The sequence below is a fragment of the Nocardiopsis sp. CNZ308 genome, assembly GCF_004217075.1.
Genome location: NZ_SHKJ01000001.1, coordinates 5806736 through 5833620 on the forward strand (window position 1 = coordinate 5806736; position 26885 = coordinate 5833620).

The window sequence follows — 26885 nt, forward strand, 5'->3', positions numbered from 1 at the left end:
TCCGGGTGCTCCGCACGGCGGTGGGGATTTCGCCGCCGCGCCCCGTCGTCTCGGGGGGGCGGGTCCCCGCACCGGTGCGGTCCGGGGCGCGGCGCCGGTGCGAGGAGGCCCCGCAGGCGCCGCTCAGGACGAGAGGCGCAACAGGGCGCTGGAGCCCTCGCACCTCTCGAACGGACCTGAGGGCCGCCCCCGTCACACCAGCGAGGCCAGCAGCCCGGGCTCGGCGTGCGCCCGGATACCGACGATGCGGTCGTCCTCGACGGTGAACGCCAGTGCCGCGTAGGGGTGTCCCCCGCTCAGGCCCACGAGCCAGGCAAGGCCGTCCACGGACACCACGCGCGCGTCCTGGGCCAGGCGCGAGAAGGTGATGGCCTGCCCCGCCACCGCCTCGGCTCCGCTGGTGGCCGCGGGCACGCCCTTCAGCACGGCGAACTCGTCGGCGCTGACGACCACGTCGGGGGCCAGTACCGCCATGAGGCCCTCGAAGTCGCCGCCGCGCGCCGCGGCCAGGAACGCCTCCACCAGCCGGTGCCGACGGACCGGATCGGGCACGCCGTCCGCGTTCGCGCCGCGCACTCGGCGCCGTGCGCGGCTGGCCAGCTGCCGGGTGGCCGCCGGGGTGCGCTCCAGGATGGGCGCGATCTGGTCGAAGGGCATCGCGAACAGGTCGTGCAGCACGAACGCCAGCCGTTCGGCCGGGGTGAGCGTGTCCAGGACCACAAGCAGCGCCATCCCCACCGAGTCGGTCAGGAGCGCCTGCTGCTCGGGGCCGGCCTGCGGGAGGTCGTGGGAGGGCTCGGGCACGTCCTCGCCCACCGGGTCCTCGCGGCGCGAGGCGCGCGAACGCAGCATGTCCAGGCACACCCGGCCCACCACGGTGGTCAGCCATCCGGCCAGGTTGTCGATGTTGTGGGCGTCGGACCGGTTCAGCCGCAGCCACGTCTCCTGCACCGCGTCCTCGGCCTCGCCCGCCGATCCGAGCATCCGGTGGGCGATCGAGCGCAGCAGCGCGCGGTGCTCCTCGAAACGCGCGGCCCAGATTTCGTCCGTGTTCATCGGTCACATTCTCTCGTCGGTATCCGTCGTGGTTTGGACGCGTCGGGTTGGCGTCTAGGTGCGGCCCGCTGCAACTGATTTCGACGAGGAGATCCATGAACACCTGGAACGAACTGCGTTCACTGCTGCGCGGCCGTGTGCTGACCGACGGCGAGGAGGGCTTCGAGCTGGCCAGACGTCCCTGGAGCCTGTCCGTGGACCAGCCCGTGGCGGCGGTGGTGGAGGCCGCCGACGCCGACGACGTGGCCGCCCTGGTCCGCCACGCCCACCGGGAGGGCCTGGCGGTGGCCGCGCAACCCACCGGGCACGGCGCCTCCGGGGACGTCAAGGGCGCGGTGCTGCTGCGCACCGGCGCGCTGGACGAGGTGCGCGTGGACGCCGACCGCCGGGTGGCCCGCGTGGGCGCGGGCGTGCCCTGGGGGCGTGTGCAGGAGGCGGCGGCCGCGCACGGTCTGACCGGACTGCCGGGCAGTTCCCCGGTGGTCGGCGTGACCGGGTACACCCTGGGCGGGGGCCTGAGCTGGTTCGGCCGCCGCCACGGGTGGGCGGCCGACAGTGTCACCGCCCTGGAGGTGGTCGGCGCCCGTGGGGAGCGGGCACGGGTGACCGCGGAGTCCGACCCCGACCTGTTCTGGGCTCTGCGCGGCGGTGGGGGCGACTTCGCGGTGGTCACCGCCCTGGAGTTCGCCCTGTATCCCGCGCCGCGGCTGTACGGCGGGCGTATGGTGTGGTCCGCCGACCGGGCGGAGCGGGTGATGGAGGCCTACACCGAGGTCACCGCGCACGCGCCGCGTGAGCTGACGGTCTGGCTGAACCTGCACCACGTTCCGGGTCAGGAGCCGACGGTGTCGGTGGACGCGACCTTCCTGGGCGGGCCGGAGCGGGCCCGTGAGCTGCTGCGTCCGCTGGAGGCGGCCGGGAGGCCGCTGCGCGACGCCCGCGGGGTGCTGCCGCTGACCGAACTGGGGTCGGTCACCGCCGAGCCCACCGATCCCTCGCCGGGGCTGTCGCGCGCCGCGCTGCTGGCGGACCTGGGCCCGGAGGCGGTCGGGGCGCTGCTGGCCGAGCCGATCGCCCCGCTGCTGGGGGTGCAGGTCCGCCACCTGGGAGGCGCGTTCGCCGATGCCTCCGACACCCCCTTCGGGCCGGTGGACGAGCCTTACTACCTGTACGCGCTGGGGGTGCCGTTCACCCCGGAGATGGCCCCGGGGATCCGGGCGCGTCTGGAGGGTCTGGTGGCGTCGCTGGGTTCGGGCGTCAGCGGGCGCAAGCCGCTGACCTCGCTGGTGCCGGGGGAGTCGGTCTCCGACGTGTTCTCCCCGCGGGCGCTGGAGCGGCTGCGGAGGATCAAGGACGAGCGCGACCCGCTGGGTGTGGTGCGGTCCAACTACCCGGTGGCGGGCTGAGGCGGGCACGGTCCGGGCGGCACACGCGCGGACCGTGCCCGGTGCCTCAGCTCTCGCCGCGCCGCAGGAGGCGCTCGTGGCGCTGGCGGGCGGCCTGGGCCGAGCCCAGTCCGAGGCCGAAGGCGATCTCCTGCCAGGTCATGCCGCGTCCCTTGGACATCTGCAGCAGTCCGGCCTCCAGCTGGTCGAACTCGGCGCGCGCCCAGGGCACCAGGGTCAGGGCGGCGGTGAGGTCTTCCTGGTCCACGGCCGGAGCGTCGGGGTCGGGCTGGGCGCCGCCCGCGGCCAGGTCGGCGACGCGCCGCAGGGCGTCCAGGGGCGCCATGGGCATGCGCGTCTCGTCCCAGCGCGTGCGGTGCTCGCCGGTGGCGTGGCGTTCGGTGATGCGCAGCAGCGCCTCGTGGGTGCGCATGCGGCGGGCGCTTCGCGGGTCGGGTCGGGTGAAGGCGCTCTCGTGCTGTTCCTCGCTCATGCCTCCAGGATGGAGGCGCAAACCCTCCGTTGTCAACGGAGGGTTTTCAACAAATTGTTCACTCCGGGTTCTGGCCGTCCAGGAACTCCGCGAAGGTCACCTTGCCCACCGCCCGGTCGGGGGCCAGGTGGCCTCCCGCGCGGTAGGCGGCGAAGACGGCGCCCGGCAGGCGTACGGGCACCGTCCGCAGGTCCGTCCCCGCCCAGCGCTGGTAGGCCGCGGCCAGGTCGCGGAAGGACTCCACGCGCGGGCCGCCCATGTCCGCCACGCGCCCGGCCGGAGGGTGGTCGGCCAGGTGGGCCAGGCGGGAGGCGACCTCCTCGACCGCCACGGGCTGCACGTCCACGTCGGGGACGGGCATGAAGGGCAGGCGGGCCGCGCCCGCGCACAGCCTGCGCACCAGGTCGTGGAACTGGGTGGCGCGCAGCACCGTCCACCCCAGACCGGAGGCCGCCAGCGCGCTCTCCACGGTGTGCTTGGTCCTGTAGTAGCCCAGCGGAACCCGGTCCACGCCGACGATGGAGACGTAGACCAGGTGCGCCACGCCCGCCTCGCGGACCGCGCGGATCAGGTGGGTGGCCGCCTCGATGTCGCCGCCCGCGGGCGTGCTGGCGCAGTGCACGACGGTGTCCACGCCCTGGACCGCGTCGGCCAGCCCGGTGCCCCGGCGCAGGTCCACGGCGAAGGACGCGGGGTCCTCGGGGTCGGGGTGGCGGCTCAGGCTGCGCACCTGGTGCCCGGCCCGGCGCAGGCGTTCCACGACGGGCCGTCCCAGGGTGCCGGTGCCGCCGGTGACGAGGACTGTCTTCATGGGCGCTCCTTCGCTTCCGGGAGGACCCATGCTAGGTCTCGGGGGACCGGGCGCGCCGGTCCCCGGTGGGACGCCCCCGGGCGTGTCCGCGGCGGGGTGCGCCGCCGACCGCCCTGACCAGGGGGGCGGTGGTGTCTTCGGCGCCCGGTGTCCGGTTAGAGTGCTGGCGGCGTCGGCACAGCGGAGCGGCCGAGTGAGCGGTGAGGGAGTGGGCCCATGTCCGGGATCGCCGGGAGACTGACGGCAGCGGTCGGCGCGGAGCAGGTGGTCACCGACCCCGCTGTCCTTGAGGGCTACTCCCACGACGAGGCCGAGTGGGCTCCCCACGGCAGCCCGGCCGCCCTCGTGCGCCCCCGCCACACCCAGGACGTGGCGGCCGCGGTCGCCGTGTGCGCGGAACTGGGCGTCCCGGTGGTCGGGCGCGGAGCCGGGACGGGGCTGTCGGGGGCGGCCAACGCCGTGGACGGCTGGGTCGTGGTCTCCTTCGAGCGGATGAACCGTGTCCTGGAGGTCGACCCCGTACAGCAGACCGCCACCGTGCAACCGGGCGTGGTCAACAACGACCTGCGCGAGCGGGTGGCCCGGGACGGCCTGTGGTACCCGCCGGACCCGGCCTCCGCGCCCTGGTCGACCATCGGCGGCAACGTGGCCACCAACGCGGGCGGCCTGTGCTGCGTCAAGTACGGGGTCACCCGCGACTACGTGCTGGGCATGGAGGCGGTCGTGGGCTCGGGCGAGGTGGTGCGGCTGGGCCGGACCACCGCCAAGGGCGTGACCGGCTACGACCTGTGCGGGCTCATGGTGGGCTCGGAGGGGACGCTGGGCCTGGTCACCGAGGTGACCCTGCGGATGCGGCCGCTGCGCACCGGCACCGAGCACACCGTGGTGGGCTACTTCGACTCCCTGGTGGAGGCCGGCAGGGCCGTCGCGGCGGTCTCGGCGGCCGGGGTGGTGCCCTCGGCGATGGAGCTGATCGACCGGTTCTGCCTCCAGGCGGTGGACGAGTGGAAGAACATGGGCCTGTCCGCCGAGGGCGAGGTGCTGCTGCTGGCGCGCAGCGACCAGCCCGGGGCGGCGGGCGAAGAGGAGGCCGACCGCATCCTGGCGTGCTTCGAGGCCGAGGGCGCGGTCTACGCGGTGCGCTCCACCGACGAGGAGGAGGCCGAGGCCCTGTTCGAGGCCCGTCGCCTGGCCTACCCGGCGCTGGAGCGGCTCGGCCCGCTGCTGACCGAGGACATGTGCCTGCCCAAGGCGAAGGTGCCGCTGATGCTGGAGCGCATCGAGGCGATCGGCAGGCGCTTCGACACCCGCATCGGCAACATCGCGCACGCCGGTGACGGCAACCTGCACCCGCTGTTCATCGTCCCGGCCGGTGACGAGGACGCCAAGAAGCGCGCGCAGGAGGCCTTCGAGGTGATCGTGGACGAGGCGATCGCCCTGGGCGGCACGGTCACCGGCGAGCACGGCGTGGGCCTGCTGAAGATGCGCGGCGCCGCCCGGGAGATGGGCCCGCACGTGCTCGCCATGCACCGGGCCGTCAAGGACGCCCTGGACCCGCGGGGCATCTTCAACCCGGGCAAGGTCTTCGCCGCGTCCTAGCCCACGGGGGACCGACCGCGTGGGGCCGGGCGGGCTCCGGACGGCCGGGTGCGGGGGCGTGAGAAGGGTGGAACCGGTCGGGGAGCGGACGGCGTCTCAGTGGGCAGGAACCGCACCGCGCACGAGGAGACCCCCATGGAGACCACCACCGTCCTGGTTCTGGTGATCGCGGCCCTGGTGGTCGTCGGCGTGGTCGGAGCGGCGGTCGCGGGCTCGGCCGCCGAACGCCGCCGCTCCCGCGGCCTGGCCCTGTGGGCCTCGCGTGAGGGGTGGCGCTACGACCGCGAGCGGCCCGAGCTGGTCGACCGGTTCGAGGGCGTCCCCTTCCTGGAACGGCGGTCCAACGCCCGGGCCAGGCACGTGCTGTGCGCCGAACTGCGCGGCCGCCGGGTCCTGGCCTACGAGTACGGCTACGCCGCGCCCCATCCCCAGCAGCGCCACCGCACCGTCGCGCACGTGTACACCGTGGTGGCGGTGGCCCTGCCCGCCGGAGTGCCGCTGCTGCAGGTGGAGGAGGCGGGCGCCGGGTCCGGTGCGCCCCGGTCCCGTGTCGGCGGCGTCCGCGCATGGAGCGCGGGCGAGGCCGCCTTCGACGAGCGGTTCGCCGTGGTGACCGGTGACGGGGCCTTCGCCGCGACCGTTCTGGGGGATCCGGTGCGGGAGTGGCTGCTGTCGCGGGAGGGCGTGTGCCCGTTCCGCTTCGGCGGCCGGTACCTGGTGGCCTGGGAGCGCGGACCGCTGGAGACCGGCCGTGTCCGGGAGCGCGCCGACGCGGCGATCGGCCTGTTGGAGCGGGTTCCGGCCGGTGTCTGGGAGGGTGCACAGGACACCCTGGGGTAGGCGTCCCTCACTCCCCGGGAACGGTACCGGCGAACGCGGTGCGCAGGCGGCGCACCCCCTCGGTGATCTCGGCGGTCCCGGCCGCTCCGCCGTAACTGAGCCGCAGGTGCGGGGCGGTCGGCTCCGCCGGGAAGTAGGCCTGGCCCGCGGCCACCGCCACCCCGGCGCGCAGCGCCGCCGACACGAGCGCGGTCTCGTCGGTCTCACCGGGCAGCCGCAGCCACAGGTGGTGTCCGCCCGCGGGCAGGTGCGGCGCCGCCAGTTCCGGCAGTTCACGCGCCAGGGCCGCGGCCATGGCCGTGCGGCGCTCGCGCAGGCCCGCCGCCACCGCGCGCAGGTGGCGGCCCCACGCGGGCGAGCCGACCAGCTCCAGCACGGCCTCCTGCAGGGGGCGCGCCACGAAGAAGCTGTCCACCAGCTGGATCGCGCGCAGGCGCCGCGTCACCGGTCCCCGCGCGGCGATCGCACCCACGCGCAGGCTGGGCGAGGTCGCCTTGGTCAGCGACCGCACGTGCACCACGGTGCCGTCGGGGTCCTCGGCCGCCAGCGGGGGCGGCGGGGCGGCGGCGTCTGCGTGCGCCAGATGGCGGGCGAAGTCGTCCTCCACCACGAAAGCGCCCGCGGCGCGCGCGATCCGCACCACCTCGCCCCGCCGGGCGGGGGCCAGGACCGTTCCGGTGGGGTTGTGGAAGAGCGGCTGGCACACCAGCACCCGGGCGCCCGTGGCCGCGAACGCCTGCTCCAGCAGGTCGGTGCGGATCCCCTCGGCGTCGACCGGGACGGGGACGGGCCGCAGGCCCGCGGCACGCGCGATGGCCAGCAGACCGGGGTAGGTGGGCGACTCCACCAGAACGGGCGCCCCCGGGTGGGCCAGGGCGCGCAGCGCGGTGGTCAGCGCGCTCTGCCCGCCCGCGGTGACCAGCACGTCGGCCGCGCCGACGGAACCGCCGATCTGACGGGCGAACCAGCCGCGCAGCTCCTCCACTCCTTCCGCGGGCGGCCGCGCCCAGGCGCCCGGCCGCCGTCCCGCGCGGGCCAGTGCGGCGCCCATCGCCTGCTCGGGCTGGAGATCGGGGTGCAGGTAGCCGCCGTTGAACACGACGACTCCCAGGTCGGGCGGGGTCAGGGTGGCCAGCACCCCGGAGGCGTCCACGGTGCGCGGGACCGGTTCGCCGGAGGCCGCCGCCGTCTCGGCGCTCAGCGCGACCTCCTGCCAGGAGGTGTCGCCGACCGGGCGGGCGGGGGCGACCCTGCCCGCCCGGAAAGCCCCAGCGCCGGGGCGGGTGACCACCACGCCTTCGGCGACCAGCGCCGCGATGGCCCGCGACACGGTCACCGGGCTCACGCCGTAGCGCTCCACCAGTGCCCGGCTCGACGGCAGCTTTTCTCCGGGTGAGTAGCGGTGGACCTCCCTGCGCAGGAAAACGGTCAGTTCCCGCACACTGCTACGCTGTTTCATGAAGGTTAAAGATAGCGCTATCGCGCCTCGCGGAGTAGCGGTGCTCGGCGCGACACTGTGCGCCGCGCTCGGCGTCCTCGGATTCTCGTTCACCCTTCCGGCCACCGCGTGGGCACTGGAGGGCTTCGGGCCCTGGAGCGTGGCGGTGGTCCGGTGCGCGCTGGCCGCCGCGCTGGCGGGCTGCTGCCTCGCGGCGGTCCGCGCCCCGTTGCCCGACCGCGCCCACTGGCCGGGGATCGCCGTGGTCGCCCTGGGCTGCGTGGCGGCGTTCCCGCTGTTCAGCACGCTCGCACTCCAGGCATCCTCCACCTCCCACGCCGCGGTCGTGATCGGGCTGCTGCCGCTCACCACCGCCGTGTTCGCCCTGCGCCGCAGCCCGGTGCGCCCCTCGCGCCGGTTCTGGGCGGCCGCCGTGTGCGGCGCCGCGGCCGTCGTCGCGTTCGCGCTGGTGCGCGGCGGCGGAACACCCGGCCCGGCCGACCTGTACCTGCTGGCGGCCCTGGTGCTGTGCGCCGCCGGGTACGCCGAGGGCGGTCGGCTGGCCGCGGGCATGCCGGGCTGGCAGGTGATCGCCTGGGCGCTGGTCGCCGCCGCGCCGCTGACCGTGCCCGCCGCTCTGTGGGCGCTGGCCGCCGAGCCGGCGGACGCCGCGCCGCGCGCGCTCGCGGGCATGGCCTACCTCGCCGCGGTGTCGCAGTTCGGCGCGTTCGTGGTCTGGTACCGGGGGATGGGTGCGATGGGGGTCGCCCGGGCCAGCCAACTCCAGCTCGCCCAACCGCTGTTGACCCTGGTGTGGGCGGTGCTGCTGTTGGGAGAGCCCCTGGCTCCGGCCGCGCCCGCCACGGCCGTCGTCGTCCTCGTGTGCATCGCCGTCACCCAGAGATCGCGCGGCTGAGCACGCGGACGGGTGCCAGCCCGGCACGGCGTACGACCTGTGGGGGGCTTCGCCGGTTCGACTCCGCGCGGCCGGGTCCGGTTCGCGCGGCCGGTCCCCCGGACGTGGCGCGCGCCTCCCCGGCGGGCCGTGTGAGAGGACGGTCTGCGCGGGTAGGGGCGCCAACGCGGCACGCAGAGTGCCGGAAGAGTCCAGCTGAGGGGGTAGCCATGGCCGACACGCTCAACGGCCGTCGGGTCGCGATTCTGGCCGCGGACGGGGTCGAGCAGGTCGAACTCGTCACACCGCGCAAGGCGCTGAGCGAGGAGGGCGCCACCGTCGACCTGGTCTCGCTCAAGTCCGGGCGGATCCAGGCGATGAACGGCGACATCGAACCGGCGGACACCTTCGACGTGGACCGGGTGGTGTCCGAGGTGGGGGTGGACGACTACGACGCCCTGGTGGTCCCCGGCGGGACCGTCAACCCGGACAACCTGCGCTCGGACGAGAACGCGGTGGGGTTCGTGCGCGACTTCGTGGCCGCGGGCAAGCCCGTGGCCGCCATCTGCCACGGGCCGTGGATCCTGGTGGAGGCCGACGTGGTGCGGGGGCGCACGGTGACCTCCTACCCCAGCCTGCGCACCGACATCCGCAACGCGGGCGGGACCGTGGTGGAGGAGGAGGTGGTCACCGACCAGGGGATCACCACCAGCCGCAACCCCGACGACCTGCCCGCCTTCTGCGAGCGCATCGTCCGCGAGTTCGCGGCCACGTAGGCGGCCTCCCGCGAAGGCGGGAGAACGACGACGGGGCGGTGGGCGCCCGACCGGCGCCCACCGCCCCGTCGTCGTTCGGGCGCGGCTATCCCTCTTCGGGCTTCTCGGGGTGGCGGCGCAGGTGGACGATGGCCGCGATGAGCCCGCCCCACACCAGGATCATGGAAACGGCCATCATGACGATCGCGCTGGTGGTCATCAGCGGTCCCCTTCCTTGGTCGCGGCGTCCTCGGTGACGGCGTCCTCACGGGCCAGGGCGTCGGCGCGCTTCCAGGGGAAGAGCGAGACGACGATCCCGAAGACGATCGCCCCGATGGCCAGGCCCCATCCGGCGGCCAGCAGGAACCCGGTCGGGTAGCCCGCGTAGTTCTCGGTCAGCTCCGTGCGCAGGCTGTCCCACATCATGAAGCCGAGCAGGATCGGGGTGACCACGCCCAGGACGACCTTCCACCACAGGCCGAGCCTGATCGAGGAGATCGCGTTGGTGTGCTCCTGGAACATCGGCAGCCTGCGCGCGATCCAGCCGAAGACCACGATCATGACGAGCCCGGCCAGTGCGATGCCGTACTGGTTGATGAAGTGGTCGAACACGTCGAGGAAGTGCAGTCCCTCGGGTGTGGGGAAGAGCAGGATCGAGGCCAGCGCGGTGGCGCCGCCCACCAGCAGCACGGTCTGGACGCGGCCCAGGCCGGTGCGGTCCTGCACGGCGGAGATGATCACCTGGACGATGCTGATCAGCGAGGTCAGGCCCGCGATCACCAGGGAGCCGAAGAAGAGCACCCCGAACAGCGCGCCGCCGATGGGCAGGGTCGAGATGATCTGCGGGAAGGCGACGAAGGCCAGGCCGATGCCGTTGGCGGCGACGTCCTCGACCCCGGTGCCCGCGGCGGTGGCCATGAAGCCCAGGGCGGCGAACACGCCGATGCCCGCGAGCAGCTCGAAGGAGCTGTTGGCGAAGCCCGCCACCATCGCCGAGCCGGTCAGGTCGGCCTTGCGGCGCAGGTAGGAGGCGTAGGTGACCATGATGGCGAAGCCCACGGACAGGGAGAAGAAGATCTGCCCGTAGGCGGCGATCCAGACGCTGCCGTCGAGCATGGCGCCCCAGTCCGGCGTGAACAGGGCGTTCAGACCGGTCGCGGCCCCGTCCAGGGTGAGCGCCTGCACGACCAGGACCAGGAACAGCACCACCAGCAGCGGGATGAAGACCTTGTTGGCCTTCTCGATGCCGTTGCGCACGCCCATCGCCAGGATGAGCAGGACCACGGCCCACACGCCCACGAGCGGCCAGGCCACGCCCGCCACGTAGCCCGAGACCATGCCGGGCCCCTCGCTCATCTGGAGGAAGTCCTCGAAGAAGAACGCGTTGGGGTCGTCACCCCACTGCTGTCCGATGGAGAACCACGCGAACCGGGCGGCCCAGGCCACGATCACGGCGTAGTAGACCGCGATGACGAAGCAGATGGCCACCTGCCACCAGCCGATGGCCTCGGCGGGCCGGGTGATGCGCCGGTAGGACAGCGGCGCGGAGGAGCGGTAGCGGTGCCCGATGCTGTACTCCAGGATCAGCAGCGGGATACCGGCGGTGAGCAGGGCGATGAGGTAGGGCAGCATGAAGGCGCCGCCGCCGTTCTCGTAGGCGATGTAGGGGAATCGCCAGATGTTGCCCAGACCGATGGCGGAGCCGATCGCCGCCATCAGGAAGCCCGCGCGCGATCCCCACTGCTCGCGAGTCTGTTGGACCATGTTCAGGTCTCCTAAATCATCCCGTAGTTCGCGATCCGCACGGTAGCAGGAGTTGGCCTGGTCAGCATTGTGGGGCGGGGGGCCTGGCCGGGGTGTCGCCTCACGATGCTCCTTTCGTTTCCTTTTGTCCAGACTCGCACGATGGACGGAAAGGACAAGGGGCGCTTACCGGAAACCTTCAGCCGCCCTTGCCCGCGCGCGTGGCGGCCACCGCCGGGCGGGGCGCCCGTGCCGGGGGCCGACCGGTTTCCGGTGGTCGGGGGTCCGGGACCGCGAAGGCGCGGCCGGGGACCGCGAGTCGTGGCACGCGGACGCGCCCCGTTCCGGCGGACCCCGGCCGACCGTCCCGGGGTTCTACGCGCCGCGGTGGCGCGGGCGTGGGCGCAGGCGCGCGTTGGGCAGCTCCGGAGCGGGGAGGGGTGCTCCGTCGTCGGCCGCGACCGCGGCGAAGCGCCGCCCGCCCGCGTCGTCGGCGCCCTCCCGGTCGTCCTCCCAGGCGCGGCGGGCCCGCACGATCTCGTCGTGGTCGCGGCCGACGAAGTTCCACCACATGACCAGGTCCTCGGTGAAGGGCTCGCCGCCGATCACCAGCACGTGCGCGGTCTCCTCGGCCCGCAGTTCCACCTCCGTGCGCCCCTCGCCCGCGTAGAGCAGCGCACCGGCCTCGACGGTGTGGCCCAGGACCCGCACGGGCGCGTCCAGGGGCAGGACGCCGTGTTCGAAGGACGCCTCCAGGGGCAGTCGCACCCGGGCCCCGGGTTCCAGCACGACCTCGGCTCCCATGAGAGGGGTGTGCACGCGGGCGGGGGAGCGGCGGCCGTCCACCTCTCCGGCGATCACCGTGACCCTGGCCCCCGGCGCGTCGGTGCCGGGCAGGTCGAAGGAGGGCAGGTCGGCGTGGTGTTCGAAGCGGGCCGGTCCCCCGCGGTCGTCCTCGGGCAGGGCGATCCACAGCTGGGCGCCGTGCAGCAGCGGCGGAGCGTCGGCGGGGGAGCGCTCGGAGTGGGCGATGCCGTGTCCGGCGGTCATGAGGTTGAGCTGGCCGGGGCGGACCAGCTGGTCCGAGCCGAGGCCGTCCAGGTGGTGGACCGAGCCCCGGACCAGCCAGCTCACGGTCTGGAGGCCGATGTGGGGGTGCGGCGGCACCTGCATGCCGGGGCCGTCGGCGACGCCGGTGGGGCCGTAGACATCGGCGAAGCACCACGCGCCGACCATGCGGCGGTTCTTGCCGGGCAGGGCGCGGCGGACCAGCATGGCGCGCGGGCCGCCGAGCGGGACCTCGCGCGGTTCGAGGAGTTCGGTGTCGCCGGAGGCGGCGGTGTCGGCGGTGTCGGCGGTGTCGGCCTCCCCGCCGCAGACGCGCTCCTCGGCGGGGTGGGTGTCCAGGTTGCTCACCCTGCCGAAGGTAGCCGAGACGGGCCGGTCCCGGCGTATCCGTGGAGGTCGCAGGCCGCGACCGCGCGGCCCGGTGTTGGCGGACACCGCGTCGGGGTAGAAACAGAGGAGTGCGCAGGCAGTGGACCGCTGCCGGCGGGAGAAGCGCCCGCGGAAGCGTACACCAGCTATCGGGAGGCACCCCGTGGCCGTCGCCGAACGCTACGACCAGATCGCGGAGAACCACGGAGAAGTGGACCGCGTGGTCAGCACGTACCGCAGCCTCGTCGAGACCCCGTCGTTCCTGAGGGCGATCGGCCCCGTCCAGGGGAGCTCCGTCCTGGACTTCGGGTGCGGGACAGGCTCCTACACGCGGCTCCTGAGACGCCGGGGCGCGCACCCCGTGGTGGGCGTGGACATCTCCCCCGGCATGGTCGAGGCCGCGCGGCGGATCGAGGAACGACAGCCCCTGGGCCTGAGGTACGAGGTCCACGACATAGCCGACATGCCCAGCCTGGGCGCCTTCGACACGGTGGTGGCGGTCGCTGTCCTGCACTACGCGCGCGACCGGCGCATGCTCGACCGCATGGTGCTGCGGGCGAAGGAGAACCTGGCCCCGGGTGGGCGGATGCTGGCCTATGTCGGCAACCCCCGGCTCCCCTCCGGAACGGCGCAGATGAACGGGTTCATCATCGACATGCCCGAGCAGCCCGTCGACGGGGACCCCTGTCCGGTCACCATCCCCACGGTCCCGCCCACGGTCCTGCCGGCCCGCTACTGGAGCTGCGAGGCCATGGAGGACTCGCTGCGCGGCGCGGGGTTCGACCAGGTGCGCTGGGAGCCCGTCGCGGGCATCCCCCCGGGGGCGGGGGAACCGCTCAACCTCCTGCTCAGCGCGCGCGTCCCCGCCTAGGGCGACCGGCGGCCCGGGCACGGGCGGAGGCGGAGCCCGGGCGCGCCCGGGCTCTTCCGGGCGGTCTGCCAGGGACGGGTGCCGAAACGCTTCGCGTCGTGGCAGGTCCGGGGCCCCTCTGGTGCGCGGGGGTGTTTTTGCCGTAGGCTGGAAAGCGCTTTCACACGGAAAGGTGGTATCAATCCATGGGTGATCACGTGCTGGGTGTCGCCATGAACGGCGTCACCGGACGCATGGGGTACAGGCAGCACCTGACCCGCTCTGTCCTGGCCATCCGGGAGGCGGGCGGCGTACGCCTGCCCGACGGCTCCCGGATCATTCCCGAGCCCGTCCTGGTCGGACGCTCCGAGCACAAGCTGCGCGAGATCGCCGAACGCCACGGAATCGAGCGCTGGTCCACCGACCTGGACGGTGTGCTCTCCGACGACGACATCACGGTCTACTTCGACTCGCAGATCACACACGCCCGCGAGGCAGCCGTGCGCGCGGCCATCGCCGCGGGCAAGCACGTCTACGTCGAGAAGCCCACCGCCAGCACGCTCAGCGCCGCCCTGGAGCTGGCCAAACTGGCCCGCGACGCGGGCGTGCGCAACGGCGTGGTCCAGGACAAGCTCTTCCTGCCCGGCCTGCTCAAACTGCGCAGACTGGTCGAGAGCGGCTTCTTCGGCCGGATCCTGTCGGTGCGCGGCGAGTTCGGCTACTGGGTCTTCGAGGGCGACTGGCAGCCCGCCCAGCGCCCCAGCTGGAACTACCGCGCCGAGGAGGGCGGCGGCATGGTGCTGGACATGTTCCCGCACTGGCACTACATCCTGGAGCACCTGTTCGGCCCGGTGCGCGCGGTCACCGCCAAGGTGGCCACCCACATCCCGCGCCGCTGGGACGAGGAGGGGCAGCCCTACGAGGCCACGGCCGACGACTCCGCCTACGGCATCTTCGAGCTGGACGGCGGCGTCATCGCCCAGATCAACTCCTCCTGGAACGTGCGCGTGGCCCGCGACGAACTCGTGGAGTTCCAGGTCGACGGCACCCACGGCAGCGCCGTGGCGGGACTGCGCTCCTGCCGCGCCCAGCACCGCTCGGCCACGCCCAAGGCGGTCTGGAACCCCGACCTGGAGGACCTGGGGCGCTACCGCGAGCAGTGGGAGCCGGTGCCCGACAACACCGAGTTCCCCAACGGGTTCCGCGCCCAGTGGGAGGACTTCCTGCGCCACGTGGTCCTGGACACCCCCTTCCCGCACGACCTGCTCTCGGGCGCGCGCGGCCTCCAGATGGCCGAGGCCGGACTCCAGTCGGCGCGCACCGGCCGCACGATCGAACTGGACGAGGTCACCCTCGCATGAGCACACTCCTGCTACCCGCCGCCGACGGCACCGCCGCCCCCTACACCCTGAGCGGCACCCCCGTCGACGCCTCCCCCCTTCCCCCGCCCGCTCGCGCCGGGCCTACGCCGCGGCCCACGTGGTCGCCGACCCCCTGGCGGCCAACGCCCCCGGCGCCCCGGCCCGCCTGGACTGGGAGGCCACCCTGGCCTTCCGCCACCACCTGTGGGACCAGGGCCTGGGCGTGGCCGACGCCATGGACACCGCCCAGCGCGGCATGGGCCTGGACTGGGCGGCCACCGCCGAGCTGATCCGCAGGTCGGGTGCGGAGGCCGCCGCGCGCGGCGCCGCCCTGGCCTGCGGGGTGGGCACCGACCAGCTCGACCTTGCGCAGGCCGATCTGGAAAGCGTTATCACCGCGTACGGTGAACAGCTCGACGTCGTCCAGGGCGCCGGAGCCACCCCCATCCTCATGGCCTCGCGCGCCCTGGCCGCGGTCGCCTCGGGCCCCGAGGACTACGCCAAGGTCTACGCCGACCTGCTGGGCCGGGCCGACCAGCCCGTCATCCTGCACTGGCTGGGCACCGCCTTCGACCCGGCCCTGGCCGGGTACTGGGGCTTCGCCGACCCGGCCGAGGCGATCGAGCCGGTGGCGGCCCTGATCGCCGAGCACGCGGCGAAGGTGGACGGCATCAAGGTCTCCCTGCTCGACGCCTCGCTGGAGGTGCGGCTGCGGCGGCTGCTGCCCGAGGGCGTGCGCCTGTACACCGGCGACGACTTCAACTACCCCGACCTCGTCCTGGGCGACGAGCAGGGCCACTCCGACGCCCTGCTGGGCGTCTTCGCCGCCATCGCCCCGGCCGCCGCACGCGCGCTGGCCGCCCTGGACGAGGGCGACACCGCCCGGTACCGGGCCCTGATGGACCCCACGGTCCCCCTGGCCCGGCACCTGTTCGCCGAGCCCACCTTCTACTACAAGACCGGCGTGGCCTTCCTGGCCTGGCTCAACGGCCACCAGAAGGGCTTCCACATGGTGGGCGGGCTGCACAGCGCCCGCGACCTGCCCCACCTGGCCCAGGCGGTGCGCCTGGCCGACGCCGCCGGGGCCCTGACCGACCCCGACCTGGCCGCGGCACGCATGCGGGCGCTCCTCCAGGTGTCAGGAGTCGACCAGTGAGCACCATCCCCGAGGGCGCCGCGGCGCCCCTCACGCCGACGGCCGCGCCCGCGGCCACCGTCGCGGCGGTCGTACCCGGCGCGGTGGACGTGCCCTCCGGGCGGCCCGCCGCGGTGCCCACCCCCGAACCGGGCGACCCGCGCCTGGCGCGGCTCTCGCTCAACCAGGCCACCGTCAAGTACTGGAACCTGACCCAGGCCGTGGACGGCTGCCTGCGCGCCGGACTGCCCGCCATCGGGACCTGGCGCGAGCCGGTCGCCGAGATGGGCCTGGCCAAGGCCGCCGCCCTGCTGCGCCGGGCCGGGCTGCGCGTGTCCTCGCACTGCCGCGGCGGTTTCCTCACCGGCCCGGACCGGGCCGCGGCGCTGGAGGACAACCGGCACGCCGTCGACGAGGCCGCCGAACTCGGCGCGCCCTGCCTGGTCATGGTCGTGGGCGGGATGCCCGACGGCGAGCGCGACCTGGTCGGCGTCCGCGAACGGGTGGCGGACGGCATCGCCGAGCTGGCGCCCTACGCCCTGGAGCGGGGGGTACGGCTCGCGCTGGAGCCCCTGCACCCGATGTTCTGCGCCGACCGCGCCGTGCTCTCCACCCTGGGCCAGGCCCTGGACCTGGCCGAACGCTTCGACGCGGCCGCCGTCGGCGTGGTGGTGGACGCCTACCACGTGTGGTGGGACCCCCAGGTGTGGGAGCAGATCGCCCGCGCCGGGGCGGGCGGGCGCATCGCCTCCTTCCAGGCCTGCGACTGGGAGCTGCCCATCCCCGCCGACGCCCTGCTGGGGCGCGGCATGGTCGGCGACGGCCACGCCGACGTGCGCGCCCTGCGCCGCGCGGTGGACGCGGCCGGTTACGACGGCGACATCGAGGTGGAGATCTTCAACGAGCGGATCTGGTCGGCCGACGGCGACGACGTCATCGCCACCCTGGCCCGACGCCACGTCCAGCACGTCCTGTGAGGCCCCGGGGGCGCGCGTGCGCCCCCGGTCCCCCGAGCTCAAGGAGCGAACATGAACTTCGACGGAATCCTCTTCTTCCCCCTGACCCCCTTCGACGCCGAAGGAGGAGTGAACGAGGACGTGCTGGCCGAGCACGTCGCCTCGGGCGTGGAGCACGGCGCGGGCGGGGTGTTCGCGGCCTGCGGCACCGGTGAGGTGCACGCCCTGTCGGCCGCCGAGCACGCCGCGGTGGTGCGGCGGTCGGTGGAGGTCACCGCGGGCCGCGTGCCGGTGGTGGCCGGTGCGGGCGGCAGCGTGGGCACCGCCATCGAGCAGGCCCGCGCGGCCCGCGAACTGGGCGCGGACGCGATCCTGCTGCTGCCGCCCTACCTGGTGGGCGCGCCGCAGTCGGGGCTGGTGGACTACGTGCGCACCGTGGTCGCGGCCTCCGACGTCCCGGTCGTGGTCTACCAGCGCGGGTCGATGGTGTTCACCCCCCAGAGCGCGGCGGAGCTGGCCGCGATCCCGCAGGTGGTGGGGATCAAGGACGGGGTGGGCGACCTGGGCCGGATGCACCAGATCGTGATGGCGGTGCGCGACCTGCGCGGCGAGGAGTTCACCTTCTTCAACGGCCTGCCCACGGCGGAGCTGACCGTGGCGGCCTACCGGTCGGTGGGCGTGCCGCTGTACTCCTCGGCGGCGTTCGCGTTCGTGCCCGAGGTGGCCGACGCCTTCTACCGCGCCTTCCACTCCGGCGACGCGCTGGCCGACACCCTGATGCGCGAGTTCTTCGAGCCGCTGGTGCGGCTGCGCGACCGGACGCCGGGGTACGCGGTGTCGCTGGTCAAGGCGGGCGCGCGGCTGCGCGGGGTGGACATGGGCGGGGTGCGCGCGCCGTTCAGCGACCCCACCGCCGCGGAGGAGGCCGAGCTGGCCGAGCTGATCGAGACCGGCCTGTCCCTGGTCAAGGAGGGCTGAACGTGCGCGTCACCGAGGTCGGCGCCCGGGCCTTCCGGCTGCCGCTGCACCGGTCCTGGGACGGGGGCGTGGACCGCAACGACGTCGTGGTGGTGCGGGTGGCCACCGACTCCGGGCTGGTCGGCACGGGGTTCGCGTGGACCCCGCTGATCGGGGCCCGGGCGGTGGCCGCGCTGGTCAACGACGACCTGCGGCCCGCGCTGGTGGGCGCCGAGGCCCATCCGGCCCGGTGGGACGAGCTGCGCTGGCACCTGCGCGAGGCGGGCACCAGCGGGCTCTCCCTGATGGCATTGGCGGGGGTGGACATCGCCCTGTGGGACCTGCGCGCCCGCGCGGCGGAGTCGAGCCTGGTGGACCTGGTCGGTCGGCGCCGTGAGTCGGCACCGGCCTACGGCAGCGGGGTGAACCTGGACTACTCCCTGCCCGACCTGGTGGAACAGGTGCGCGGCTGGGTGGAGGCCGGGCACGTCGCCGCCAAGGTCAAGGTCGGCTCGCCCGATCCGGCCCGGGACGCCGAACGGGTGGGCGCGGTGCGCGAGGTGCTGGGCCCGGACCGGCTGCTGATGGTGGACGCCAACCAGCGCTGGGACGTGCCCGGGGCGGTCCGGGCGCTGGACGCGCTGGAGGAGTTCGGCCCCCACTTCGTGGAGGAGCCCCTCCCGGCCGAGGACCTGGAGGCGCACGCCCGTCTGCGCGAGCGCACGCGGGTGCCCTTCGCCGTGGGTGAGAACCTGCGCACGGCCGCCGAGTTCGAGCGGGCGGTGGAGCTGGGGGTGTGCGACGTCGCCCAGCCCAACGTGGTGCGGGTGGGCGGCATCACCCCGTTCCTGCGGATCGCGGAGTCGATGGCGCGCCGCGGCGTGCCGGTGGCTCCGCACCTGTTGCCCGAGCTGTCGGGACAGCTCGCGCTGTGCCTGCCCCGGGTGGCCATGGTCGAGGACATCGACCGGGCCTCCTTCGCCGCGCTGGGAGCGTTGGCCCGCCCCAGCGGGGTGGAGTTCGACCGGGGCCGGGTGCGCGCCGACACCGGCCACGGCCACGGCCTGGTGTTCGCCGACACGCTCACACCGGTCGCGGACGCTTCCCCCTAGCACCGGGTCGCGACCGGAAGAGGGCCGGGACGCCCCGTGGCGGTGGCGTCCCGGCCCTTCCGCGTCCTCCCCGGCGGGGCGGAGCGACGGGAAGGCCGCGGGGCGGGCCCGTGACGGGGCTCCGGCCTCGCGACCACCGGCGGGCGGTTGCGCGGCCTCCCGCTGTCGGGCGGCAGGGAAGGCACCAGAGTAGGAGTACTCAGGGGGACCGGGTGCGCGTACCGATGCAGGCGGGGCGGCCCGGTCCTAGGTTCGGGGCATGACCTCCCTCCTGGTGGGCCACGCCGCGGCGGCCCTGCACTTCGGTTTCCTCTCCTTCGTCGTGTTCGGCGGCGCGCTGGCCTGGCGCTGGCCCCGCATGTTCTGGGTGCACCTGGCGGTGGCCGCCTACGCGCTGGGCATCGTCATCGTCGACTGGCCGTGCTTCCTGACCGAGATCGAGAACTGGTCGCGGGCGCGCACCGGGCGGGCGGTGATGGAGAACGGCTTCATCGACTTCTACCTGACCGGGAACCTCTATCCGCCCGAGCACCTGCTCACCTCGCGCCTGGTCATGGGCGGTGTCGTGGCGCTCACCTGGGCGGTCGCGGGGTGGCTGGTCCTGCGCCGCCGCGCCCGGTCGCGGGGGCTGACCGCCGGGTCGCGGGTCCGGTCGGCGCGCCCGCGGCCCTCGCGGTAGGTTCTGGTGCGTCGGGCGCTCGCCGGGCCCGTCGCCCCCGGACGGGCCGGACGGTCGGAAGAACCCCCCTCGGAAGGCCGCCGCGGTCCGCCGTCCGGCAGGCCGACGGCACACCCAGCAAGGAGCCACGCGTTGAGCACCCCGCACGCCTTCCCCCTGGAGCCCGTTCCGATCCACGTGCCCGACGAGGTCCTGGAGGACCTGCGCGCCCGCCTCGCGGCGACCCGTGCGCCGCTGGACGAGGGAAACGAGGACTGGTCCTACGGCGTCCCCGACGACTACCTGCGTGAGCTGGTCGCCCACTGGCGGGACGGCTACGACTGGCGCCGGGCCGAGGCCGCCATCAACGCCCACGAGCACTACCGGGTGAGCGTCGCCGGTGTCCCGGTGCACTTCATGCGCGAGCCCGGCCGCGGCCCCCGGCCGGTTCCGCTGATCCTCACCCACGGCTGGCCGTGGACGTTCTGGCACTGGTCGAAGGTGGTCGGCCCGCTCGCGGACCCGGCCGCCTTCGGCGGCGACCCCGCCGACGCCTTCGACGTCATCGTGCCGTCCCTGCCCGGCTTCGGTTTCCCCGGCCCGCTCACCGGCTTTCCCGACGTCAACTTCTGGAAGGTCTCCGACCTCTGGCACACCCTGATGACCCGGACCCTGGGATACGAGAAGTACGCCGCCGGGGGCTGCGACATCGGCGGGATCGTCTCCAGCCAGCTCGGCCACAAGTACGCCGACGAGCTGTACGGCATCCACATCGGCTCCGGGCTGCCGCTCGACTTCTTCAACGGCCCCCGGGCCTGGGACTTCGCCCGGAACCGGCCCCTCACCGACGACCAGCCCGCCGACGTGCGCGCCCGGATCGTGGAGATGGACCACCGCTCGGCCTCCCACCTGGCCGTGCACATGCTCGACGGGGCCACCCTGGCCCACGGGCTGAGCGACTCGCCCGCCGGGCTGCTCGCCTGGCTGCTGGAGCGCTGGAGGTCCTGGAGCGACAACGGCGGCGACGTCGAGTCGGTCTTCACCAAGGACGACCTGCTCACCCACGCCACGATCTACTGGGCGAACAACTCCATCGCCACGTCGATGCGCTACTACGCCAACGCCAACCGCTACCCCTGGGCGCCCGCCCACGACCGCACCCCGGTCGTGCAGGCCCCGGTCGGCCTCACCCTGGTCACCCACGAGAACCCGCCCGGCGTCCACACCGCCGACGAGCGCGTCCGGGCGTTCAGGGAGGGCCCGCAGGGCGCCTGGTTCAACCACGTCAACGTCACCGCCCACGAGCGCGGCGGCCACTTCATCCCCTGGGAGAACCCCGACGCCTGGGTGGACGACCTGCGCCGCACCTTCCGCGGCCGCAGGCCCTGAACGACCCGGGCACGGCCGGGCCCGCCCGCGCCTCCCGGTGCCGCTGGCGGGGGACACCGCGGACACGGGGGCGGAGCCCTCGGCGTCGGGGAGGGCCCGCCGCCGGAGCGGCGGCCGGGGTCAGGCGAGTCCGGCGTCGTGGGCCAGCAGCGCGATCTGGGTGCGGTTGTCCATGCCGAGCTTGGCCAGGACGTTGGAGACGTGGGCCTTGACCGTGGCCACGCTCATGTACAGCTGCGCGGCGATCTCGGCGTTGGTGCGGCCCCGGGCCACGGCCAGGGCCACCTCGTGCTCGCGCGGGCTGAGCCGGGCCAGCGCCGTGCGGGCCCGCTCATGGGACCCGGCCTGGACGGCGGTGCGGTCCATCAGGCGCCGGGTGACGCTCGCGGACAGGATCGGCTCGCCCTCGGCCACCCGCAGGACCGCGTCCACGATCCGCGCGGGCGGGGTGTCCTTGAGCAGGAAGCCGCTGGCCCCGGCGCGCAGCGCGTAGAGGATGTTCTCGTCGGTGTCGAAGGTGGTCAGCACCACGACCTCGGGCGGGGGCGTGCGCGCCCGCAGCCTGCGGGTGGCGGTGATGCCGTCCACCCGGGGCATGCGCAGGTCCATCAGGACCACGTCGGGCCGGTGGGCGTCGGCCGCGGCCAGCACCTCGTCCCCGTCGCGGGCCTCGCCGACCACGGCGATGCCGTGTACCCCGTCGAGCATCATGGTCAGCCCGCCGCGGACGAGGGCGTCGTCGTCGACGATCAGGACGCGCGGCGCACGGTTCATGCCGGCCATGGTAGCCAGGCGTGCAGGTGGAAGCCCTCGGGTGTGCGCTCGTGGTCCAGCCGCCCCCCGGCCAGGCGCACCCGCTCGGTCAGTCCGACCAGCCCGGTTCCGCTGCCCGGCACCAGAAGGGGCCCCTCCCCGGACGGTGCGGCCCCGGCGGGCCCGGCCACGGGGTTGCGCAGGTCGATCACCAGGCCCTCGCCGGGTCCGCCCTCCACGCGCACCCGCACCGGCTGGCCGGACGCGTGCTTGCGGGCGTTGGTCAGGCCCTCCTGGACCAGGCGGTAGGCGGTGCGGCCGGTGGAGGCGGGCAGGAGACCGGGGTCGGCCACCGCGTCGCGCAGCTCCACGCGCTCCCCGGCCCCGCGCGCCTCCTCCACCAGGCGGGGGACGTCGGACAGGACCGGCTGCGGGCCCCCGCCCGCCTCGGGCTCCTCCTCGCGCAGCACGCCGATCACCTCGCGCAGCTCCTCCAGGGCCTGGTGGACCCCGGTGCGCACCACTCCGGCGGCGCGGGCGAGCTGCTCGGGCGGGGCGTCGGGCCGGTACTCCAGCGCCCCGGCGTAGGTGGCCAGCAGGGACAGCCGGTGGGCGAGCACGTCGTGCATCTCGCGGGCGATGCGGGTGCGCTCCAGCATGCGCGCCTCGGCCACCCGGCGGCCCTGCTCGGCCTCGGCCCGGCGGGCGCGCTCGCGCAGCGACATCACCAGCGCGCGGCGGGCCCGGGCCAGGGCGCCCCAGCCCACCAGAGCACCGGTGGCGACGGTGATCAGGGCCAGCCACCAGGCGTAGGAGATCTGGGTGCTGGGCTGGAACAGCCCCTGGACCGCGTGCGCGGCGACCGCGGCCGCGGCGACCGCGACGGCCAGCGGCAGGGGACGCCGGTGGGCGACCTGGAGCACGCCCAGCGCCGCCGCGGGGGTGGCGGCGGGGGAGAGGACGGCCAGGACGGCCGCGCCCAGCGCGCCGGTGACCGGCCACCGCAGCAGGACGGGGGAGAGCACGCAGACCACGAAGCCGACGCCCAGGTCCAGCTCCCGCGTCCAGGGGTCGGTGTGGCCCTCCCAGCGGGTCCAGACCGACGCCGCGACCTGGAGGCAGACCAGGACGACCACGGCGGCCAGGGCCCGCGGCGAGCTGCGGCGCGCGGGCCGGTTTTCGTCGTCGATCGGGCTCGGCACCAGGTCAGCGTAGCTCCGGGTGTCCCCGCCCCGACACCGACCAAAGTCGGATACGGCCTCGTCCGCGGTCGGCCCCGTTCGCGCCCCGGGACCGATGCGGCGGCGGTGCCGGGGAGGGGAGCGTGGGGCGTGGGACGTTCGGGGGCCGGCACCGCACCGGTGCGGCCCCGGCGTCCCGGCGGCGCGCTCCGGGGCCGGGACACCGGACCGGCTGGGAGCTCGCTTCCGAGGGGGCGCGGACGGACCTTCCGTCCCGCGGCCCGGGGCGAGGCCCGGCCCGCGCCGCACCACACGACGACGACGTTGGGAAAGACCATGGCCACCACAGAACCCGCCGCCCGCACCGCCTCAGCCGTCCCCCGGCGGCTGCTCACCGCGGCCGCCGCGGTGCTCGCTCCGCTGGCCCTGTGGGTCCTGGCCGTGCCGCTGACGGGCGTGGACCTGACCGCCTTCCCGGGCGGGCGGGCCCGGCCGGTGGGGCCGGGGGCCGTGGCCTTCGCGGGTCTGCTCAGCGCCGCGGCGGCCTGGGGGCTGCTCGCGGTGCTGGAGCGCACGGCGCGGCGGCCCCGGCGGGCGTGGACGGTCACCGCCTGCGTGGTGCTCGCGTTCTCCCTGGCCGGACCCCTCGCCAGCGGCGCCGCGCCGGTGGTCGTGCTGGTGCTGGAGGGGATGCACGTCCTGGTCGGGGCGGTGCTGATCCTGGGGCTGGGCCGCTCGGCCCGCGTCTGAGCCCGCGAAACCCCCGCACAGGGGAGGCGTTCGCGGAGCGTCCCCGCCCGGGCCGGGCCCGTCGCCGAAACGGCACGGGGCCCCGGACGGGGTGCGGCGTCATCCCGCGCGGCGGGCCCGCAGGACGGTGTCGCGGGTGTGGCGGGCGCCCTCGGGCGCGGGGGCGGGCCGTGCGCGGGTCTCGTCCACCAGCACGGTCCAGTCGTCGCCGAGGAGCCCGGCGACCTCGGCGGGCTGGTAGAAGTCGCGCGGGTCGGGTCCGTCGTGGTGCGGCGGCAGGTCGGCGAGGTCGTGGCCGACGAAGAGCAGGGTCCCGCCGGGGGCCACGGCGGCCAGCAGGCCGCGCAGCGCGGCGTGGTCCGCCCGGCGGGGCACCGGGAAGTAGTGGACGGACACCAGGTCGAACGAACCTCTGGGCGGCGGCACGGCGGTCAGGTCGGCGTGCGTCCACGCCACGCGGTCGGTGCCGGTGCCCGTGCGGGCGGCACGGCGCAGGGCGGTCCAGGAGATGTCGACGGCGGTGACCAGCCATCCCCGCCGGGCCAGCCAGAGCGCGTCGGCGCCCTCGCCGCTGATGCCCACGTCGAGGGCCTGCCCCGGCGGCAGGTCGGCGGCCTCGGCGACGAGCACCCCGTTGGGCTGGCCGCTGAACACCTGTTCGCGGCTGCCGTACATCTCTTCCCAGAACCGTGCGTCCATCGTCTTCTCCTCACTGGCGGGGCCGGGTGCGCCGAACGCGGCCGTCTCGGGCACCACACTGTTCCTCCAGGAGGAGAGATGACGAACTCCTTTGCGGAAACCGCAAGGAAGCAGACACGGTCAGACCGTGAACGACGGGTTCGACGCGGTCCTCAGCGCGGTCGGCCCCCGGCTGCGCGCGCTGAGGACCGCGCGGGCCCGGGGAAGCGCACCGCACACGCGGGGCGTACCGGAGCCGCCCGCGGGGCTCAGCGGGTGGGCGGCGCGGTGCTCTCGCGCTCGACGACCTCGCCGCGCACGGTGACCACGCGGGGCTGGTCGCTGGGATCGCCGTCCAGGGCGAGCACCGCGGCGCGTTCGCCCATCTCCTCCAGCGGCAGGCGCACCGTGGTCAGGGCGGGGGTGAGGTCGCGCAGGGTGGGGATGTCGTCGAACCCGGCCACGGACAGGTCGGTGGGCACCCGCAGGCCCAGGTCGCGCAGCGCGGCCATCGCCCCCGTGGCCATGACGTCGTTGACGGCGAACAGGCAGGTGGCGTCGGTGCCCACCGCCATCAGGCGGCGGGTGGACTCGTAGCCGCCGTCGCGGGTGAAGGCGCCGTGCACCACGTTGTGGTGGGCCAGTTCCAGCCCCGCGCCCGAGAGCGCGGAGTGGAACCCGTCCAGGCGTTCGCGGGCGGTCTGGAGGTCGGTGGGCCCGGCCAGGATGGCGAACTCCCGGTGCCCCTGGGCGATGAGGCGGCGGGCCAGGTCGGAGGCCCCCGTGTGGTTGTCGGGGGTGACCGTGTCCGCGGGCAGGCCCTCCTGGGACACGCACGCCACCCGCCCGCCCTGGCGGCGGAACATGCGGATCTCCTCGGACAGGCGCCGGTTGCTCTCCTCATCGGTGGAGCGCGAGCCGACCAGCACCACCGCGCGGGCCCGGTGCGCGCGCAGCGTGGCCAGGATGCGGCCCTCCTTCTGCGCGGAGCGGTTGGTGGTGCCCAGCACCAGGACCAGCCCCTGCTCCTCGGTGTGGCGGGTGACCCCGGCGGCGATCGAGGAGAAGTAGGGGTCGGAGATGTCGTGGACGAGCAGGCCGACCAGGGCGCTGCTGTTGCGGGCCAGGGTCTGGGCCGAGGCGTTGGCCAGGTAGCCGAGTTCGCGCGCGCTGGCGGTCACCTTGTCGCGCAGGCGCTGACTGACCTGGCGTGTGCTGCCGTTGATCACCCTGGACGCCGTGGCCAGGGATACCCCGGCGTGCTCGGCGACCTGTTCCAGCGTCACATAACCGGACTCCACGCCGCTCCCTCTCCTGCCTCGGCCCATGGGAAAACTCTTTCCTACCCTAGCGGAGCCCTCGACGAGCTCACGGACGCTCTGATGTCCCACGGGCCCCGTCTGCCACGGAACCGGACTCGGAGGCGGCCGACCGGCTCGCCCCGGTGCGCAGTTGCGTGCGCCAGGTCCGGGAGGGGGCCCAGCCCAGCGCAGTACGGGCCGCCTGGGAGGAGAAGACCGCGCGGCCGTCGGCCAGGGCGGCGGCCACCGGGGCGGTGCCGGGGTGGTGCAGGGGGAGCAGGGCGTCGACGGGCACCTCGGACAGCGGGTCGGGGGCCATGGCGTTGAACACCTGGCCGCCGCTGACCTTGGCGGGGTTCTCGATGACCAGCGCGAACAGCTCGGCGGCGTCGCGGGCGTCGACGTAGTTGAACAGGGAGGTGGCGGCCAGGGCGGGGTCGGCCAGCCGCTCGGCCATGGTGTGCCCGAGCTGGGTGGGCGCGCCCTCCCACTCCTCGGGGGCCACGACGTAGCCCGGGCGCACGCACGACAGGACGCAAGTGGCGGAGGTGCGGGCCAGGGCCCGCACGGTGTCCTCGATGATCGCCTTGCTCAGCCCGTAGGCGTGCCAGGGCGTGACCGGGTGGGCCTCGTCCAGCGGCAGGTAGCGGGGCGCCCAGGAGGGGGTGTTGTACCCGTAGACGGTGGGGCTGGAGGCGGCCACCGCCGAGTGGGCGCCGTGGGCGACGGCGGCGGAGAGCACCGCCCAGGCCAGGCCGGTGTTGACCTGGAGGGTCTCCACGTCGGGTCGGGCGAAGGGTACGGCGATCCCGGCCAGGTGGACGACGGCCTCGGGGCGGGCCCGGGTGAAGGCCGCCTCCAGCGCGGCCGGGTCCAGCAGGTCGGCGGTGACCGCGTCGACGCCCTCGGGCAGGTCGGCCGCGGCGGTGTCCACGGAGGTCACCTGGTGTCCGCGTGCGGCCAGGGCGGCCACGACGCTGCGGCCGAGCCGTCCGGAGCCGCCGGTGACGAGAACGCGCATGGGTGTTGTCTTCCTTCCCTCGCCCCCGGGTCCGGGGGGTTGTCCACAGGTCGTGCGGGGCACTGGTGCCGCCCCGCGCGGTGGGCCTAACGTTGATATCGGGGGGTCCCCGGGCCCGCCCGCTTTCGTGCTGCGCTCCCCGTGTCCGGGCCGCCCGGTCCCTCCGGGGCGGGCCCCGTTCAGGACCGACCGGACCCCGTCGGCTCGGCCCGCGGCCCCGCCTCGGTTGGGCCCTCCGCTCCGCCCCGTCGCGGAAACCCTTTCCCCGTCACCTTCCGGGCACCGGCCCCGGGGCGGCCGGCTCGCCAGCTGCCCCGGGGCCGGTGCGGCG

At 74.7% G+C, this 26885-nt stretch carries 25 protein-coding genes and 1 pseudogene; 14 read left to right on the forward strand and 12 right to left on the reverse strand.

The window, feature by feature from the left end; translation table 11 throughout:
• Positions 1-192: 192 nt before the first annotated feature.
• Positions 193-1056 carry a sigma-70 family RNA polymerase sigma factor gene (locus tag EV372_RS24955; RefSeq protein WP_130398028.1) on the reverse strand — a complete coding sequence of 288 codons (864 nt, stop codon included), beginning with the start codon at positions 1054-1056 and terminating at the stop codon, positions 193-195.
• 95 nt (positions 1057-1151) lie between these two features.
• Between EV372_RS24955 and EV372_RS24960 the strand changes: the two genes are divergently transcribed.
• Positions 1152-2462 carry an FAD-binding oxidoreductase gene (locus tag EV372_RS24960; protein WP_130398029.1) on the forward strand — a complete coding sequence of 437 codons (1311 nt, stop codon included), beginning with the start codon at positions 1152-1154 and terminating at the stop codon, positions 2460-2462.
• A 46-nt stretch (positions 2463-2508) separates the two neighbouring features.
• On the opposite strand, the gene EV372_RS24965 is transcribed toward EV372_RS24960, so the two are convergent.
• Positions 2509-2934, reverse strand: coding sequence for a DNA-binding protein (locus EV372_RS24965; protein ID WP_130398030.1), 426 nt, complete (start codon positions 2932-2934; stop codon positions 2509-2511).
• Between the two features lie 58 nt (positions 2935-2992).
• The gene (locus EV372_RS24970) at positions 2993-3745 is read right to left on the reverse strand and encodes an SDR family oxidoreductase (RefSeq protein WP_130398031.1); all 753 of its coding nucleotides are present in this window, start codon (positions 3743-3745) and stop codon (positions 2993-2995) included.
• Positions 3746-3961: 216 nt separating this feature from the next.
• Between EV372_RS24970 and EV372_RS24975 the strand changes: the two genes are divergently transcribed.
• On the forward strand, positions 3962-5344 hold the full coding sequence (locus tag EV372_RS24975) for an FAD-binding oxidoreductase (protein ID WP_013153041.1): 1383 nt from the start codon (positions 3962-3964) through the stop codon (positions 5342-5344).
• A gap of 135 nt (positions 5345-5479) precedes the next feature.
• Positions 5480-6184 carry a hypothetical protein gene (locus EV372_RS24980; protein ID WP_130398032.1) on the forward strand — a complete coding sequence of 235 codons (705 nt, stop codon included), beginning with the start codon at positions 5480-5482 and terminating at the stop codon, positions 6182-6184.
• 7 nt (positions 6185-6191) lie between these two features.
• Here the strand turns inward: EV372_RS24980 and EV372_RS24985 are convergent, their stop codons facing one another.
• Positions 6192-7643, reverse strand: coding sequence for an aminotransferase-like domain-containing protein (locus EV372_RS24985; RefSeq protein WP_130398033.1), 1452 nt, complete (start codon positions 7641-7643; stop codon positions 6192-6194).
• Between the two features lie 40 nt (positions 7644-7683).
• Between EV372_RS24985 and EV372_RS24990 the strand changes: the two genes are divergently transcribed.
• Both EV372_RS24990 and EV372_RS24995 read left to right on the forward strand, forming a co-directional pair.
• Entirely contained in the window at positions 7684-8538 is an 855-nt protein-coding gene (locus EV372_RS24990) for a DMT family transporter (RefSeq protein ID WP_130398034.1), read from the forward strand.
• A gap of 209 nt (positions 8539-8747) precedes the next feature.
• Positions 8748-9293 carry a type 1 glutamine amidotransferase domain-containing protein gene (locus EV372_RS24995; protein WP_130398035.1) on the forward strand — a complete coding sequence of 182 codons (546 nt, stop codon included), beginning with the start codon at positions 8748-8750 and terminating at the stop codon, positions 9291-9293.
• An 85-nt stretch (positions 9294-9378) separates the two neighbouring features.
• Here EV372_RS24995 and EV372_RS25000 read toward each other — a convergent pair whose 3' ends face one another.
• From EV372_RS25000 to EV372_RS25010, 3 genes are all read right to left on the reverse strand, one after another.
• Positions 9379-9492, reverse strand: a complete 114-nt coding sequence (locus EV372_RS25000) for a methionine/alanine import family NSS transporter small subunit (protein WP_130398036.1) — start codon at positions 9490-9492, stop codon at positions 9379-9381.
• On the reverse strand, positions 9492-11036 hold the full coding sequence (locus EV372_RS25005) for a sodium-dependent transporter (RefSeq protein WP_130398037.1): 1545 nt from the start codon (positions 11034-11036) through the stop codon (positions 9492-9494). The genes EV372_RS25000 and EV372_RS25005 overlap by 1 nt, the downstream gene beginning before the upstream one ends.
• 354 nt (positions 11037-11390) lie before the next feature.
• The gene (locus tag EV372_RS25010; RefSeq protein WP_130398038.1) at positions 11391-12431 is read right to left on the reverse strand and encodes a pirin family protein; all 1041 of its coding nucleotides are present in this window, start codon (positions 12429-12431) and stop codon (positions 11391-11393) included.
• 184 nt (positions 12432-12615) lie between these two features.
• On the opposite strand from EV372_RS25010, the gene EV372_RS25015 reads away from it, so the two are divergent.
• The 8 genes and pseudogenes from EV372_RS25015 to EV372_RS25050 all read left to right on the forward strand — a co-directional run bounded on the left by EV372_RS25015 (position 12616) and on the right by EV372_RS25050 (position 20870).
• The gene (locus EV372_RS25015; RefSeq protein WP_130398039.1) at positions 12616-13323 is read left to right on the forward strand and encodes a class I SAM-dependent methyltransferase; all 708 of its coding nucleotides are present in this window, start codon (positions 12616-12618) and stop codon (positions 13321-13323) included.
• A 185-nt stretch (positions 13324-13508) separates the two neighbouring features.
• Positions 13509-14663, forward strand: coding sequence for a Gfo/Idh/MocA family protein (locus EV372_RS25020; RefSeq protein WP_130398040.1), 1155 nt, complete (start codon positions 13509-13511; stop codon positions 14661-14663).
• Positions 14660-15819, forward strand: a pseudogene (locus EV372_RS25025) (dihydrodipicolinate synthase family protein). Before EV372_RS25020 ends, EV372_RS25025 begins: the two are co-directional and overlap by 4 nt.
• Positions 15816-16775, forward strand: a complete 960-nt coding sequence (locus EV372_RS25030) for a sugar phosphate isomerase/epimerase family protein (protein WP_130398041.1) — start codon at positions 15816-15818, stop codon at positions 16773-16775. Before EV372_RS25025 ends, EV372_RS25030 begins: the two are co-directional and overlap by 4 nt.
• Before the next feature lie 51 nt (positions 16776-16826).
• Positions 16827-17732 (forward strand): 5-dehydro-4-deoxyglucarate dehydratase, encoded by a 906-nt coding sequence (locus EV372_RS25035; RefSeq protein WP_130398042.1) that lies wholly within the window; start codon positions 16827-16829, stop codon positions 17730-17732.
• A gap of 2 nt (positions 17733-17734) precedes the next feature.
• Complete coding sequence (locus EV372_RS25040) at positions 17735-18823, forward strand: mandelate racemase/muconate lactonizing enzyme family protein (protein ID WP_130398043.1); 1089 nt, start codon at positions 17735-17737, stop codon at positions 18821-18823.
• 259 nt (positions 18824-19082) lie between these two features.
• The gene (locus EV372_RS25045) at positions 19083-19502 is read left to right on the forward strand and encodes a DUF2784 domain-containing protein (RefSeq protein WP_130398044.1); all 420 of its coding nucleotides are present in this window, start codon (positions 19083-19085) and stop codon (positions 19500-19502) included.
• A 132-nt stretch (positions 19503-19634) separates the two neighbouring features.
• Positions 19635-20870, forward strand: a complete 1236-nt coding sequence (locus EV372_RS25050) for an epoxide hydrolase (protein WP_130398045.1) — start codon at positions 19635-19637, stop codon at positions 20868-20870.
• A 120-nt stretch (positions 20871-20990) separates the two neighbouring features.
• On the opposite strand, the gene EV372_RS25055 is transcribed toward EV372_RS25050, so the two are convergent.
• Both EV372_RS25055 and EV372_RS25060 read right to left on the reverse strand, forming a co-directional pair.
• Positions 20991-21653, reverse strand: coding sequence for a response regulator transcription factor (locus tag EV372_RS25055; protein ID WP_130398046.1), 663 nt, complete (start codon positions 21651-21653; stop codon positions 20991-20993).
• On the reverse strand, positions 21641-22825 hold the full coding sequence (locus EV372_RS25060) for a histidine kinase (RefSeq protein ID WP_130398047.1): 1185 nt from the start codon (positions 22823-22825) through the stop codon (positions 21641-21643). The genes EV372_RS25055 and EV372_RS25060 overlap by 13 nt, the downstream gene beginning before the upstream one ends.
• 315 nt (positions 22826-23140) lie before the next feature.
• Between EV372_RS25060 and EV372_RS25065 the strand changes: the two genes are divergently transcribed.
• The gene (locus EV372_RS25065; protein ID WP_130398048.1) at positions 23141-23554 is read left to right on the forward strand and encodes a DUF6069 family protein; all 414 of its coding nucleotides are present in this window, start codon (positions 23141-23143) and stop codon (positions 23552-23554) included.
• Positions 23555-23653: 99 nt separating this feature from the next.
• Here EV372_RS25065 and EV372_RS25070 read toward each other — a convergent pair whose 3' ends face one another.
• From EV372_RS25070 to EV372_RS25080, 3 genes are all read right to left on the reverse strand, one after another.
• On the reverse strand, positions 23654-24253 hold the full coding sequence (locus EV372_RS25070; protein WP_130399108.1) for a class I SAM-dependent methyltransferase: 600 nt from the start codon (positions 24251-24253) through the stop codon (positions 23654-23656).
• A 248-nt stretch (positions 24254-24501) separates the two neighbouring features.
• Entirely contained in the window at positions 24502-25533 is a 1032-nt protein-coding gene (locus tag EV372_RS25075; RefSeq protein WP_013153062.1) for a LacI family DNA-binding transcriptional regulator, read from the reverse strand.
• A 67-nt stretch (positions 25534-25600) separates the two neighbouring features.
• Complete coding sequence (locus EV372_RS25080) at positions 25601-26554, reverse strand: NAD-dependent epimerase/dehydratase family protein (protein ID WP_130398049.1); 954 nt, start codon at positions 26552-26554, stop codon at positions 25601-25603.
• Positions 26555-26885 lie beyond the last annotated feature (331 nt).